The organism is Lactiplantibacillus sp. C232 (assembly GCF_023806725.1).
GTDB lineage: Bacteria > Bacillota > Bacilli > Lactobacillales > Lactobacillaceae > Lactiplantibacillus > Lactiplantibacillus plantarum.
In genome coordinates this window covers 1-12,711 of the sequence record NZ_JAMSKZ010000010.1, presented here as the reverse complement: position 1 = coordinate 12,711, position 12,711 = coordinate 1, and the positions used below count along the sequence as shown (strand labels likewise).

The following is a 12,711-nucleotide window of genomic DNA, read 5'->3' as shown; positions in this document are numbered from 1 at the left end:
AGAAGAAACGGGAGAAAAGAACATGTTTGTTGATCAAGTAAAAGTAGATGTAAAGGCCGGTAACGGTGGTAACGGCATGGTTGCTTTCCGCCGTGAAAAGTTTGTTCCTAATGGTGGTCCCGCTGGTGGTGATGGTGGTCGCGGCGGAAGCGTCGTATTGCAGGCTGACGAAGGATTACGAACACTGATGGATTTTCGTTATACGCGGAAGTTCAAAGCCGCAGCTGGTGGCAATGGAATGATTAAGCAGATGACTGGTCGTTCCGCGAAGGACACAATTATCAAAGTACCGCTTGGGACAACGGTGACGGATGCTGAAACTGGTGAGTTAATTGGCGATATCGTCAATAAAGATCAGCGGTTAGTGGTTGCCAAGGGTGGCCGGGGCGGCCGGGGAAATATTCATTTTGCTAGCGCTAAGAACCCTGCTCCTGAAATTGCTGAAAATGGTGAGCCCGGCGATGAATTGACGATTCGAATGGAATTGAAAGTCTTGGCCGATGTTGGTCTGGTTGGTTTTCCTTCAGTCGGCAAGTCGACACTGCTTTCAGTGGTCACGAGTGCTAAGCCCAAGATTGCGGCCTATCATTTTACAACTTTAGTGCCTAATCTCGGGATGGTTCGTTTGGATGACGGTCGTGATTTTGTTATGGCTGATTTACCTGGTTTGATCGAAGGTGCAGCTAACGGGGTCGGCTTAGGGATTCAATTCTTGCGGCATATTGAACGGACGCGCGTTATTTTACATCTGATTGATATGAGTGGTGTAGAAGAAAACGATCCGTTTGAGGATTATCACAAAATTAATCACGAGCTGACGAGTTATGATCCTGACCTCTTGAAGCGGCCCCAAATCGTGGTGGCGACTAAGATGGATATGCCGGATGCCGAAGCTAATCTGGAAGACTTTAAGGCGAAGTTAGCGACGGATGATACGTTGCCAAACACGCCAGCCGTCTATCCGGTATCATCGATTACCCAACAGGGACTAAAAGCCTTGTTAGCCAAGACGGCTGATTTGTTGGATACGACGCCACAATTCCCAATCAAGGGTGTTGACGACTTGAAGCACCGTGATTACACGACTGAAGCGGATGCGGACTTTAGCATTGATAATCCAGAACCGGGCTTGTTCGTCTTGTCTGGTGATAAGTTAGAACGGCTCTTTAAGATGACCAATTTAGATCATGAAGAAAGTTTAATGCGCTTTGCTCGGCAATTACGTGGGATGGGTGTTGATGATGCCTTACGTGCAGCTGGTGCCAAGAATGATGATACGATTCAAATCTTGGACTACTCCTTCCAGTTTATGGACTAAACTTTTGTGACGACATAATTAGTTGATGATTGTCGTTACGACAGTCTGGTAGGTAGACTAGTGATAAAATAATGAACAATCCAAAAACAGCGCCGTTAGAATTTTAACTAACGACGCTGTTTTTGAGTTGACGTGCGATTAGATGCTCAGCCAAACAGTAAGCGCTGCTGGCTTAAGCGATAGCCAAATAATCGGCGCGGACGCGGTGGGGTTTGAATACAGAGCTGCGTTTGACCATCGATTTGGCGCGTCCGCGCATTGAACTGGTCGAGTGTCAGCGGGAGCGCGCTTTTTGAAGCTACTAAAACCAGCTGGTGATCGACGAGCGTAACACTTTGGATTGGCCAGATTTGATTAGTCGTTAGTTCCCAATACAGTGGTAAAGTTTGCTGTAGATCAGCGGTTGATAAGTTAAAGTCGATGAGTCGCATAACGGTTACCTCTTGTTCAGACGATTTGTAAGCAAGTATACGATAATCAATTGGGTTAAGCAAGATGGACTGAGGATTCATTTGCCGGCGATGACGGGTTGAATGAAAACGGTCACAACCCGTCATAGTCAGTTTGCCCGGAAAAGTGCATTTTTTGATTATAGATAACACCGGTGGCAGGCAGTCTTGGCGCGTGGAATCTTGAAACCAAGTGCGATAATTTTAGCCTGACATGTTAAAATAAAATGAGCAGCGTTGTTCGTGTTCTTCCTGTTAATTGTGAGGAGTCGCCCAACGTCGCTTGCTTTTTAGAATTGCGGTCGGTGAGCGCACGGTGTTGACCGGCCATGACTTTGCAGTGCTAACAATTGTGTATTGCCGCTAGATTCGGTAAAATAGTTAGCAGACTGTATAGATAGGACGAACAAAAATATGCAATTAGAATTTTTAGGTACCGGTGCCGGCTCACCGGGCAAATTTCGAAATGTCACTAGCACAGCATTACGACTATTAGATGAGCGAAATGAAGTCTGGTTGTTCGATGTCGGCGAAGGGACGCAACACCAGATTTTACGCACGACGTTAAAACCACGCAAAATTGCAAAAATATTTATTACCCATCTGCATGGCGACCATATCTTTGGCTTGCCGGGGTTATTGAGCTCGCGTTCTTTTCAAGGCGGGGACGAACCACTCACCATTTATGGGCCAGTCGGTGTCCGCGACTTCGTTCAAACGGCGTTGCGGGTCTCTGGCACCCATTTGTCATATCCATTGAAGTTTCATGAAATCACGAAGGCTGAGACAGTTTTTGAAGATGCGACGTTCAAAGTAAGCTGCGAACCTCTGGATCATCGGATCGCTTGTTTTGGTTACCGGGTAGAAGAAGCGGACCACCCGGGTGAATTACAAGCCGATCGACTCAAAGCCCTGAACATTCCGAGTGGTCCCGTCTATGGTCAATTAAAAGCCGGCAAAACGGTGACGTTGCCTGATGGTCGGACAATTAATGGTCAAGATTACATCGCTGCGCCACAAAAGGGGCGGACGGTGACGATTCTCGGTGATACTCGGCGGACACCGCACGCGGTCAGCTTGGCACAGGATGCGGATGCTTTAGTTCATGAGAGCACGTTCGGAAAAGATGAAGGTAAGTTGGCACATAACTATTACCATTCAACGAGTACCCAAGCAGCCCAGGTGGCCCAACAGGCCGGTGTTAAGCAGCTATTGTTGACCCATATCTCGGCTCGGTACACGGGTAAGTTGAGTAAGGAACTACAAAAACAAGCACAGAAAGTCTTTAGTCACTCGAAAGTCGTTCGTGACTTTGATGTAATTGATATTCCATTACCTGAGAAAGGTTAGGTCAAGTAAATGACGAACTTAGTGGGTAAAACTGTTTTGGTTACTGGCGCGTCTAGTGGACTAGGCGAGCAACTAGCCCTAGCCGTGGCGAGTCAGGGAGCCAATGTTGTCTTAGCAGCCCGGCGGCGAGAACGGCTAACACAGGTTGCTGATCAATGTCGTCTGTTATCAAAGGGGCAGGCCGTGGCGATTACTTGTGACGTGGGCCACGTGGCGGACGTTGATCACGTCTTTGCGACCATCGATGAGCTATTTGGTCAATTGGATGTGGTCATTAACGCCGCTGGTTTTGGCGATATGACCACGGTGATCACTATGGATGCGCCGGTAATGGCGAAAATGTTGCGCGTCAATACGTTGGGAACCATGTATGTTAGCCAACTGGCTGCGCAACGGATGGTCAAGCAACCTGCAGGTGAAATTGTCAACATCGCCTCGATGGCTGGCAAAATTGCGACGCCTAAATCAGCCGTTTATGCGGCTAGTAAGGCGGCCATTATTGCTTATGATAATGCGTTGCGCTTAGAACTCAAGGATGCTCATGTCAACGTATTGACGGTCAATCCGGGTCCCATTAAAACGGACTTTTTCAAAATTGCGGATCCCACGGGGCACTATTTAGAACGGGTCGACCAGCTGGCATTGAACCCCGTTAAGTTTGCTGAATTGATTGTAAGCAAACTCGGGCATCAACGGCGCGAACTGAATCGGCCTTGGGTGATGTCTGCAGCTAATTTAGGTTATCAGCTGGCACCCAAGCTTGGGGATTGGCTGACGGGGACGGTTTTTAATTTTAAATAGGGGATGAATTTAATGAAGAATCAATGGCGGTTAGTGAGTGCACTAGTCATTGCACTAGTAGTGATTATTTTTGCAATTTTAAACGTAGAACCAGTTCGAATCAATTTTGGAATTACAGCAGTTCATTGGCCACTGATTTTGGTCATTGTGGTGACGTTGATCTTAGGTGTCATTACCGCAGTACTGATGGCGACGGTCAATGAATCTAAGGAACGGACAGCCCATAGTGAAGCTTTAGCAGCGGCCCAGGCTAAGATTGACAAGTTGACTGCCGAAAATAAGCAATTAACGTTGCGTTTGAATAATAAAGGTAAACAAAAACGAGCGGTGGCAGAACAACCAACCACGCCAGCGGATAAGTAAGTTGTTGAAAGGAAGGATGCCATGTTAGCGGCAAAGAAAAAGTGGGTGCCACGTTTAACAACGGCCGTTGATGAAGCCGATGTTGATAAGTTAGCTGAGGCGGCCAGCGTGACCCCCTTAGTTGCCCGGTTATTAATAATGCGGGGCATTAATACGGCGGAAGAAGCCGCTCCATTCCTGCACGCAGATCAACAACCATTGTTGGATCCAACGACCATGCACGATATGGAAAAAGCCGTTGACCGCATTCAAGAGGCGATTATTGCCGGGGATCAAATTACCATTTACGGTGATTATGATGCAGATGGTTTAACAAGTACGTCAATTATGTATGAAACGTTGGACCAAATTGGCGCTAACGTGAATTACTATATTCCAGATCGTTTCAAGGATGGTTATGGGCCTAATCAGGCTGCTTTTGACCGGCTGATTGCGGCTGGAACGAAGCTGTTTGTGACGGTGGACAACGGTGTCGCGGGAAATGCGGTCATCAATCAAGTGCAGGAACAGGGCATCGATGTCGTGGTGACCGATCATCATGAGTTACCGACTGAATTGCCGCACGCTTACGCCATTGTCCATCCACGACATCCAGAGGGCAGTTATCCATTTGGTGGTCTTTCTGGTGCCGGTGTGGCGTTTAAAGTAGCAACGGCGCTGCTTGAGGAAGTACCCGAGGAACTGTTAGATCTGGCTGCTATTGGAACGGTTGCTGATTTGGTCAGCTTAACTGGTGAAAATCGGACTTTGGTAACGCTCGGCCTGAAGGTCTTACAGCAGACGACCCGCCCAGGCTTGGCCGCACTGATTCAAGAAGCCGGATTGATTCCCGATAAATTGACCGAGACCAATATCGGGTTTGGTATTGCCCCTCGGCTAAACGCACTTGGCCGTCTGCAGTCGGCGCAGAGCGGTGTAGAATTATTGACAACTTTGGACGATGAGCGGGCGACCGCGCTGGCCAAGCAGGTCAATCAATTGAATGAAAAACGCCAAGGCTTGGTCAAGACAATCAGTGCCAGTGCAATCGAGCAAGCACAGACGCCGGAAAATGAGGCCCGCCAAACCTTAGTTATTACCGGGCATGGTTGGCACGAGGGTGTTTTGGGAATCGTCGCGAGCCACGTGGTCGAAACGTCTGGCAAACCAACCCTAGTGTTAAATGAGGATGATGATGGCCGGCTCAAAGGTAGTGGTCGGAGCGTTGAAGCGTATAATTTATTTGCCGCAATCGACCCAGTTCGTGAGTCATTGGTGGCTTTTGGCGGTCATCATATGGCGGTTGGACTAACTGTCATGGCCGACCAGTTAGCAACGCTTAAAGAGGCGATGGAAGCGGCGGCGGTTAGTCAGCAATTAGCAGACAATGCGCAAGTCAGTTTACCAATTGACGGCACGTTACCATTAGCTGAGGCAACCTTGGCAACTCTGGCAGATATTCAAGCGTTGGCCCCCTTTGGAACGGATAACCCGGCACCGTTGTTTGAATTAGTTCCAACGACTGTTCCGCAAGCACGCGCGATTGGTAGTGATCAGCAACACTTGAAATTACAACTGGGTGATGGCACCAATACGATTGATGCTATCGGTTTTTCGATGGGTACTGCCTTGCCGGCTATTCAGGCGAGTCCCACCGATGTGACGTTAGTGGGTGAGTTGAGTGAAAATACTTGGAACGGTCAGACAAAGCCCCAAATCATGGTTAAGGATATTGCAGTGACGGGGACCCAGGTGATCGACGCCCGGACGCAACATCTTTCGGCCCATTTGTTTCAAGCACCGGGGGTTTACCTCTTTTTCCACCAGCGTCTGTTGAAAAAAGTTGAACAGTATTTAGGTTCCCAAGCGCAAGCCGTATGGGTGGGGGATACGAAAACGGATCTGACTGCCGTGACGGCTAATCAAGCGGTCTTCATTGTCGATTGTCCTGACACGCTGGCGGATATGACCCAGGTACTCAGCACAATTGCGCTCGATCAGCTGACGCTCTACTTATATCGGCAAGAATCGGTTTATTTAACGGGAATGCCAAATCGCGCGCAGTTTGCGAAACTTTTCCAGTTTACCGCAGCGCACCATGATGTTGATATTCATCATCAATTAACATTAGTGGCCAAGCATCTGCATATTGAACGAAATTTGCTTATTTTCATGATTCAGGTGTTTTTTGAGGTCGGATTTGTTAAAATAAATGATGGTGTCATGAATGGCGTTTCGAATCCGGCAAAAGCGGATTTACATCACGCCCCTAGTTATCAGCTGCGCGAACAACAAATCGTTGCTGAAGAAACGCTTTTATATAGTAAATCTGCAGCGCTCCAAGTATGGGTGAAGAACCAGGCTGCGGTTAAGAATTGAAGGAGCTGTTAAGAACAAATGGCATTAGATTTAAAAAAGTATGTGGCTAGTATTCCGGACTATCCCGAACCTGGAATCATTTTTCGCGATATTTCACCACTGATGGCTGACGGGGAAGCTTACCGTGAAGCGACTGATCAGATCGTGCAATTTGCGCGTGATAAACATGTTGATATGATTGTCGGGCCTGAAGCACGCGGCTTTATCGTGGGTTGTCCAGTGGCCTATGAATTAGGCGTTGGTTTTGCACCTGCTCGTAAGAAGGGTAAGTTACCACGCGAAACGGTCAAAGCAACTTATGATTTGGAATACGGGCAGTCTGCACTTTATTTGCATAAAGATGCAATTAAGCCGGGACAAAATGTGCTAGTTACTGATGATTTATTAGCAACTGGTGGGACCATCTCAGCAACGATTCAAATGGTTGAAGAATTAGGCGGTAACGTGGTTGGGACGGCTTTCTTGGTCGAACTCAAAGAGTTGCACGGCCGCGATAAGATTAAAGATTATGATATGTTGAGCTTGATGCAATTTTAAAGCCAATATTAAAAGCTCCGAATGACGATTTATTAGTCATTCGGAGCTTTTTTGCTAACCCTTGTTTTGGTCGTTAGTTAGCTTGGATAGTCAGTGATTCTTTGGTAGCCAAGCCAAAAAGACTAACAATTGCATATTCTAATTATTGCCACTTTTCAATGAGTAGTTTAACCTGACGCTTGTCCGTTGACTGAGGATCAGGATCATTCTTTTCAGCATCGCCAAGCAATTTGATCAAATCTAAGCGCAACTGGTGCTCGCCTGCCGCTGAAAGGTTTAGGATCGCGTTACTGAAAAAAATGGCTGACTTGTCAGGTTGCTTGCGGGTCATCTCTTCCTGGTAGGCTTCGGTAAAGTCGTGGTTCAATAGCATGATCCATTGTAAAACTTGTTGGACATGGGCTTGAGTCCACGTACCGGAGATGTCAGTCAGATCAGTATCGAGACCATCAAGATCTGCTAATTCCTGTGGCGTCTCATGGGAGAGGTGGGCACTGGAATAGTAGTTTTCAGTTAGATTTTTAACCTGAACTTGATTAACGATGGTTAATAAGTCGGCATCCTGCATTTTATTGATGGTGTAGTACAACTGATTGTTGGGAATTTTAGTTTGGGCTGAAATTTGCTTAGTTGTTAAACCAGTTTTAGATTTGGTGGCCTTTAAGATAGCGGCCACCTTGGGATCGACCATTAACTTTGCAAACTGAGCCAGTGTGTTTTTGGGCATATTTTTCACCTCAATACTAGCTTAACCATTTGACAAATAGAAATCAAACGATTAAAGTTGCTTTATCATTTAAATTTATTTAAGCGATAAATAATATTAAATTGGAAGTGGCGTTATGAAAAATCTAGGCCGTAATCGAGCGTTTGTCACGTTAACAGTAGCTGATCTTTTTGAGACAATTGGTACCAGCCTATTTAACATTATTCTATTAACGTACGCGCGAACGTTTGCACAAGCAAATTTGATGGTTTCGCTAGTTTCGGTGGCTACTGTGCTTCCTGGTATTTTTGGTATGCTTACTGGTCGATTGGCAGACTCGCAAACCAACAAGCGGGGGTGGTTAGCAGGTTTGAAATTTGTTCAAGCGGCATTATATCTCGTGTTAGCGCAACTTATTACTGAAAAACAGGTCGGGTTGCTGTTGATTATTATTGTCATCAATTTGTGCTCAGACGTGTTGGGGATGTTGAGTGGCAGCCTCCGAATGCCATTATTACAAGCTAAAGTCGCGTCTGAGTTACAAGAAGAGGCCTTAGGGATCAACCAAGGCATCGGAGTGTTAATGCAGACGATGGGCCAAGCGTTGGGTGTCAGTCTATTGGCCGCAACGGGCGATTATCGTCTCGCGGGATATTTGAATGCAATCACGTTCTTGATTGCCGGTCTGGTGCTGCTGTCTGGGTATGAAACGCTAAAATTACCTTCCGCAACTGTCACCGTGACGTCGACATTTCGTCAACTGCTACGACAAGTACGACAAGCAATGGAAGCGGGGGTGCACATGAACGTCTTGGCGCTATTGGGGAGCGTCTTGTTCTTGAATGCGGTGGGTGCAAGCGTCGATGCACTATTGAATTTATACCTGATTCACCGGGCGACGCAGTTACCATTTTCATTCGGAGTCGCAATTCTTGTGATGAATACTGCTGACGTATTTGGCTCGGTTGCAGGGAATTTGTTACATACAGGTTACTTTCAGAGGTGGACGTTTCGTGGTGTCATGTTAACTACCGTCGTGGCGTTTGAGGGTTTATTTATTAATCTGTTGTTTTGGCAAAACTATTGGGTAGTGGTTACAATCATGATGATTGGGGGATTTTGTATGGGACAAGCAAATCCTAAATTGATGGCGAGTTTATTGAAAGTGGCCGATCAAAGTATCGTTGGGAGCTTAGGCGGCATCATAAATTCATTGGCGACGATTTCGATTCCAATCGGCAGTGTTGGATTGGTCTTGTTGGATAATATCGTGAGCCCAGAAGCGGCTTATTTGACGGCCATGGGATTACTGTTAGCTTGTGGTGGTTGTCTGTTCATTCGCCGGTGACGAAAATTATAATTGTGTTATACAAACAGCTGCCACCATGCTAAAAAACCGCTTGCCCAGATTACCGGCAGGCGGTTTCGTTAGTCTCGAATCAGATTAAGCATTGTCAGTGGTCAAATCTTCGGTGATAAAACGAACTGCGGTACCATATGCGGCAACCGATTGCATATCCTGACTAATGGAGCCGGTGTCGAACCGCATCATCACAACGGCATCCGCACCCATGGCACTTGCATTATCGCGCAACCGATTGACCGCGACATCGCGCGACTCTTCGAGCATCTTGGTGTAATCCTTGATTTCGCCGCCAACTAGGCCCTTTAAGCCTGCCCCAATGTTACGGACCAGATTCTTAGATTGAGTGGTTAACCCAAAGACTTCACCGATAACTTCATAGGGGTGCCCCGGAATATTTTCAGTGGTCGTGACCAGTAATTGTGTCATTGACTGAACCTCCTTTTAAAGATATTGTAATCATAGCATAATTCGTATTGAAATAGGCCAGCGGAGACTTTGATGAGTGGTCTGGTTTACAGGAAACGAAGGAGGCAAAATATGACAGCTTTAGAAAGAAGTTGGTTTGAAGAAGCGCAGCAATCCATGCACGGCTGGGACTTTAGTCATCTGGCTGGCCGGTGGCAGACTGCGGACTTACCGTGGGATTACGCTGCCCTAGTTCGTGAGCATCTAAGTGCCGATGATCGATGGTTGGATATTGATACGGGCGGTGGTGAATTGATGGGGCGTTTTAACCATCAGCCAGCGCTGACTGCGGTAACTGAGGGGTGGCAACCAAATATTGAGTTGTTGAAGCAAACGGTGGTTAAAAAGGGGATAACATTATATCCAGATGCCGCCGAACAGTTGACGGCCGTACCAAATTCGACATTTGATATTGTAACGAATAGTCATGGTGCGATGCCAGTGAAGCGAATTGCGGAAGTTTTAAAGCCGGGGGGCCGATTTGTGACTCAGCAAGTTGGTGCGACCAATAATTATGCGTTGTCACGATTCTTTGACGAGCATTACGAACCGGCGTATCCTGACAATCAGTTGTTGACGGTAATGGCTCAAATGCAGGCTGCGGGATTTGAAATTCTGCGGGCTGAGCAAGCCTACGCGGCACTGAGTTTTACGGATGTTGGCGCAATTGTCTATTATGCCACGGTGATTCCATGGGAGTTTCCGCATTTTGACGTGGCACGGATGCTTCCCAAATTACATCAGTTACAATCCTTACTGGCCATTAATGGTCGCGTCACGACGTTTGAAGACCGATTTATGATTATCGCTCGTAAACTGGCTCGTCGTGATTGAGGTTGCGAGGGGGCATATTAATCGGATTGGCACTTAACAAACGTAATCGGTTATGAATTGTAGCTTAAACGTTGGATTTGAGTATTCAGAGCTTGTACTTAATTGCGCACTGCCTATAATAGGCGTTATTCCAATCGGTTATTTCATTGGAATCACGAGTTAGGGGGGAGCGTCATGCGGATACGTCGACCGGTTCGGTTTTATCGCTCATTTTGGTTTTGGTTAAGCGTGATTTTTCTATGGGTCTCAACTGCCGGTTTTCCGAAGACTTTAGTGACAGTGGGGGATGTACTGTGCTATGGCATTTTATTTTTACTATCATGCGTGGGTATTCTTGGTTCGTTCTTTGTTTTTGGTCAAGCCGCACGTGAACAGAAGTAATTGGGTATCCGTTGGCAAGGGCTGACGGATATTTTTTGTGGATTAGAATGGTATTACTTGATTGATGTTGTTGATCATTATGATTATTTCAAGTGCCGATGTTTAATAAGGCATTGATGTGAATGAATTTGAATTGGCATTCAACAATTAAAGAAGCAGCTTTAGAATATGTTACTAAACCAATAGTATAGAAAACCTCTAGGTGGTTCAAGAAAGCGTTGATATTGAGTGCCAAAATTTTGGAGCAGGCAAGAGTAGCTCAAGTCTAAAACCTATTTTGTAATAGTAGTATCCATACCATTTCCAAACAGTATAGTAGGTAGCAAACCATGTTGATATTGACTTGTTTGATTTGAATTATATAAAAAACAAGAATCCTGAAAATCAATAAAGTGAACTCTTGAGTTTGACTAAATCCAGACTCAGGGGGTTTTACTATGTTTTCAGCTAAAATAAAGCAACAAGTCCAGTAACGACAACCCATTTCAGATTGAAACAACCGATGATGGTTTGAGACTGGAAACGAAGACTGATTGAGAGACGTCTTAAGCCATCTAAAGGACGGTCTTTAAAAATGACAGATAAATCTAAAAAATCTAAGACATTGAGACAACTTCAGAAAGAAAACGAGCTTTTACGAATCCGGGTAGCATACTTGGAAAAACTCGAAGCCTTGGCACAGAAAAAATCGCAAACCAAGAAAAAGCCCAGCTAATCGCTGAGCTAAGGCGTAAATTCAATGTTAAATTAGTTATGGTTTTAAAAGTAGCACACATGTCAAGTAGTAGTTACCACGATGCGCTTCACCGTAAATATCAATCAGGCTCATCAACGTTAATTGATGAGGTTAAAAGCATTCGTTTGGCAAATCCCGATTACGGTTACCGAACCGTGACTTTAGCGCTTAAAAATAAGGGGATCAGCGTTAATCACAAGGCAGTACTTCGTATTATGCGTGAAAATAATCTCCTTTGTCAGGCATTCAATCATCGAACGAAAAATATAACTCTTATAAAGGAACTGTTGGTACAGTTGCCCATAACCGTTTAAACCGTCGTTTTAAAACGGATCGCCCATTTCAAAAAATCGTTACTGATGTAACGGAGATCCGTTGGGGAAATCAAACGCTCAACGAACGTGCATACTTTACAGCTTATATTGACCTTTATAACGGAGAAATCCTTGAATGGGCATTGGTCCTAGACTAACGGTAGACTTCGTCACACGCCCCCCTTGAACGATTAGTGGCAAAACGTTCAAACTTACCATACCACAATTAGCAGCTTAGAAATTCACTCTAATTATGGGGTTCACTTCAATAATGGCTGGTGTAGGGATTTTTTTGCTTTAGTGACTATTGTATAATTACTTTAACGAAAGGTTGTTATCTAATGAATATGAATGAAGATAAAAGAGTATTTCTAGACTATTTAAGGCAAATATATGATCAGACGAACGAGCATTTGCGTGAACAAGAACATAAACGTGATCAGGTGGTTACCTTTTACGCAGTATTAATTAGTTTCATAATAACCGCAAATCACACGATTCAAGCGAATTTTGGTGGACCAGTCATGATGATGATATTAGACTTGGCACTTTGTGTTATTGGTGCGATAGTATGTATTTCAATTGCTAGTTTAAGAGGGTGGCATACACAGTATCTGAGAGCGTAAAATATCTTGTGTAAATGCATAAAAGATTTCTGAATTGTATAGAAATAGGGAATGCCTTCCCTTATGATATTTAGTAACCACAGAAAACATCACAGGAGGCATTCCCC

Annotated in this window: 14 protein-coding genes; 11 read left to right on the top strand and 3 right to left on the bottom strand. The window is 45.4% G+C overall.

Going from position 1 to position 12,711, the window contains the following annotated elements; all coding sequences use genetic code 11:
• The first annotated feature begins 22 nt into the window (after positions 1-22).
• Positions 23-1,318, top strand: a complete 1,296-nt coding sequence (gene obgE / locus MZO41_RS10385; RefSeq protein WP_003644566.1) for a GTPase ObgE — start codon at positions 23-25, stop codon at positions 1,316-1,318.
• A gap of 146 nt (positions 1,319-1,464) precedes the next feature.
• Here the strand turns inward: obgE and MZO41_RS10380 are convergent, their stop codons facing one another.
• Positions 1,465-1,749, bottom strand: a complete 285-nt coding sequence (locus tag MZO41_RS10380; RefSeq protein ID WP_003644565.1) for a hypothetical protein — start codon at positions 1,747-1,749, stop codon at positions 1,465-1,467.
• 432 nt (positions 1,750-2,181) lie between these two features.
• On the opposite strand from MZO41_RS10380, the gene rnz reads away from it, so the two are divergent.
• Genes rnz through MZO41_RS10355 form a run of 5 tightly spaced genes read left to right on the top strand, consistent with a single transcriptional unit; the run spans position 2,182 to position 7,176 of the window.
• Positions 2,182-3,117 carry a ribonuclease Z gene (gene rnz, locus MZO41_RS10375; protein ID WP_003640772.1) on the top strand — a complete coding sequence of 312 codons (936 nt, stop codon included), beginning with the start codon at positions 2,182-2,184 and terminating at the stop codon, positions 3,115-3,117.
• A gap of 9 nt (positions 3,118-3,126) precedes the next feature.
• Positions 3,127-3,918, top strand: coding sequence for an SDR family NAD(P)-dependent oxidoreductase (locus tag MZO41_RS10370; protein WP_013355657.1), 792 nt, complete (start codon positions 3,127-3,129; stop codon positions 3,916-3,918).
• A gap of 12 nt (positions 3,919-3,930) precedes the next feature.
• Positions 3,931-4,281: a LapA family protein gene (locus MZO41_RS10365; RefSeq protein ID WP_003644563.1), complete on the top strand. Its 351-nt coding sequence runs from the start codon at positions 3,931-3,933 to the stop codon at positions 4,279-4,281.
• 21 nt (positions 4,282-4,302) lie between these two features.
• Positions 4,303-6,639 carry a single-stranded-DNA-specific exonuclease RecJ gene (gene recJ / locus MZO41_RS10360; RefSeq protein ID WP_013355656.1) on the top strand — a complete coding sequence of 779 codons (2,337 nt, stop codon included), beginning with the start codon at positions 4,303-4,305 and terminating at the stop codon, positions 6,637-6,639.
• A gap of 18 nt (positions 6,640-6,657) precedes the next feature.
• Positions 6,658-7,176 carry an adenine phosphoribosyltransferase gene (locus MZO41_RS10355; protein WP_003640768.1) on the top strand — a complete coding sequence of 173 codons (519 nt, stop codon included), beginning with the start codon at positions 6,658-6,660 and terminating at the stop codon, positions 7,174-7,176.
• Positions 7,177-7,318: 142 nt separating this feature from the next.
• Here MZO41_RS10355 and MZO41_RS10350 read toward each other — a convergent pair whose 3' ends face one another.
• Positions 7,319-7,903, bottom strand: coding sequence for a winged helix-turn-helix domain-containing protein (locus MZO41_RS10350; protein ID WP_013355655.1), 585 nt, complete (start codon positions 7,901-7,903; stop codon positions 7,319-7,321).
• A 115-nt stretch (positions 7,904-8,018) separates the two neighbouring features.
• On the opposite strand from MZO41_RS10350, the gene MZO41_RS10345 reads away from it, so the two are divergent.
• Entirely contained in the window at positions 8,019-9,230 is a 1,212-nt protein-coding gene (locus MZO41_RS10345; protein WP_003640766.1) for an MFS transporter, read from the top strand.
• A gap of 96 nt (positions 9,231-9,326) precedes the next feature.
• Here the strand turns inward: MZO41_RS10345 and MZO41_RS10340 are convergent, their stop codons facing one another.
• Complete coding sequence (locus tag MZO41_RS10340) at positions 9,327-9,674, bottom strand: heavy metal-binding domain-containing protein (RefSeq protein WP_003640765.1); 348 nt, start codon at positions 9,672-9,674, stop codon at positions 9,327-9,329.
• Positions 9,675-9,785: 111 nt separating this feature from the next.
• On the opposite strand from MZO41_RS10340, the gene MZO41_RS10335 reads away from it, so the two are divergent.
• The 4 genes from MZO41_RS10335 (at position 9,786) to MZO41_RS10320 (ending at position 12,604) form a co-directional block, all read left to right on the top strand.
• Positions 9,786-10,547, top strand: coding sequence for a class I SAM-dependent methyltransferase (locus MZO41_RS10335; RefSeq protein WP_033098959.1), 762 nt, complete (start codon positions 9,786-9,788; stop codon positions 10,545-10,547).
• Between the two features lie 174 nt (positions 10,548-10,721).
• Entirely contained in the window at positions 10,722-10,928 is a 207-nt protein-coding gene (locus tag MZO41_RS10330; protein ID WP_003640763.1) for a hypothetical protein, read from the top strand.
• 774 nt (positions 10,929-11,702) lie between these two features.
• On the top strand, positions 11,703-11,978 hold the full coding sequence (locus tag MZO41_RS10325) for an IS3 family transposase (RefSeq protein WP_072534013.1): 276 nt from the start codon (positions 11,703-11,705) through the stop codon (positions 11,976-11,978).
• Between the two features lie 347 nt (positions 11,979-12,325).
• The gene (locus MZO41_RS10320) at positions 12,326-12,604 is read left to right on the top strand and encodes a hypothetical protein (RefSeq protein WP_128650826.1); all 279 of its coding nucleotides are present in this window, start codon (positions 12,326-12,328) and stop codon (positions 12,602-12,604) included.
• The last annotated feature ends 107 nt before the right edge of the window (positions 12,605-12,711 follow it).

Coding starts and splice junctions, on each gene's coding strand:
- obgE (WP_003644566.1), top strand. CDS start 23: ATGTTTGTTGATCAAGTAAAAGTAGATGTAAAGGCCGGTAACGGTGGT.
- MZO41_RS10380 (WP_003644565.1), bottom strand. CDS start 1,749: ATGCGACTCATCGACTTTAACTTATCAACCGCTGATCTACAGCAAACT.
- rnz (WP_003640772.1), top strand. CDS start 2,182: ATGCAATTAGAATTTTTAGGTACCGGTGCCGGCTCACCGGGCAAATTT.
- MZO41_RS10370 (WP_013355657.1), top strand. CDS start 3,127: ATGACGAACTTAGTGGGTAAAACTGTTTTGGTTACTGGCGCGTCTAGT.
- MZO41_RS10365 (WP_003644563.1), top strand. CDS start 3,931: ATGAAGAATCAATGGCGGTTAGTGAGTGCACTAGTCATTGCACTAGTA.
- recJ (WP_013355656.1), top strand. CDS start 4,303: ATGTTAGCGGCAAAGAAAAAGTGGGTGCCACGTTTAACAACGGCCGTT.
- MZO41_RS10355 (WP_003640768.1), top strand. CDS start 6,658: ATGGCATTAGATTTAAAAAAGTATGTGGCTAGTATTCCGGACTATCCC.
- MZO41_RS10350 (WP_013355655.1), bottom strand. CDS start 7,903: ATGCCCAAAAACACACTGGCTCAGTTTGCAAAGTTAATGGTCGATCCC.
- MZO41_RS10345 (WP_003640766.1), top strand. CDS start 8,019: ATGAAAAATCTAGGCCGTAATCGAGCGTTTGTCACGTTAACAGTAGCT.
- MZO41_RS10340 (WP_003640765.1), bottom strand. CDS start 9,674: ATGACACAATTACTGGTCACGACCACTGAAAATATTCCGGGGCACCCC.
- MZO41_RS10335 (WP_033098959.1), top strand. CDS start 9,786: ATGACAGCTTTAGAAAGAAGTTGGTTTGAAGAAGCGCAGCAATCCATG.
- MZO41_RS10330 (WP_003640763.1), top strand. CDS start 10,722: ATGCGGATACGTCGACCGGTTCGGTTTTATCGCTCATTTTGGTTTTGG.
- MZO41_RS10325 (WP_072534013.1), top strand. CDS start 11,703: ATGTCAAGTAGTAGTTACCACGATGCGCTTCACCGTAAATATCAATCA.
- MZO41_RS10320 (WP_128650826.1), top strand. CDS start 12,326: ATGAATGAAGATAAAAGAGTATTTCTAGACTATTTAAGGCAAATATAT.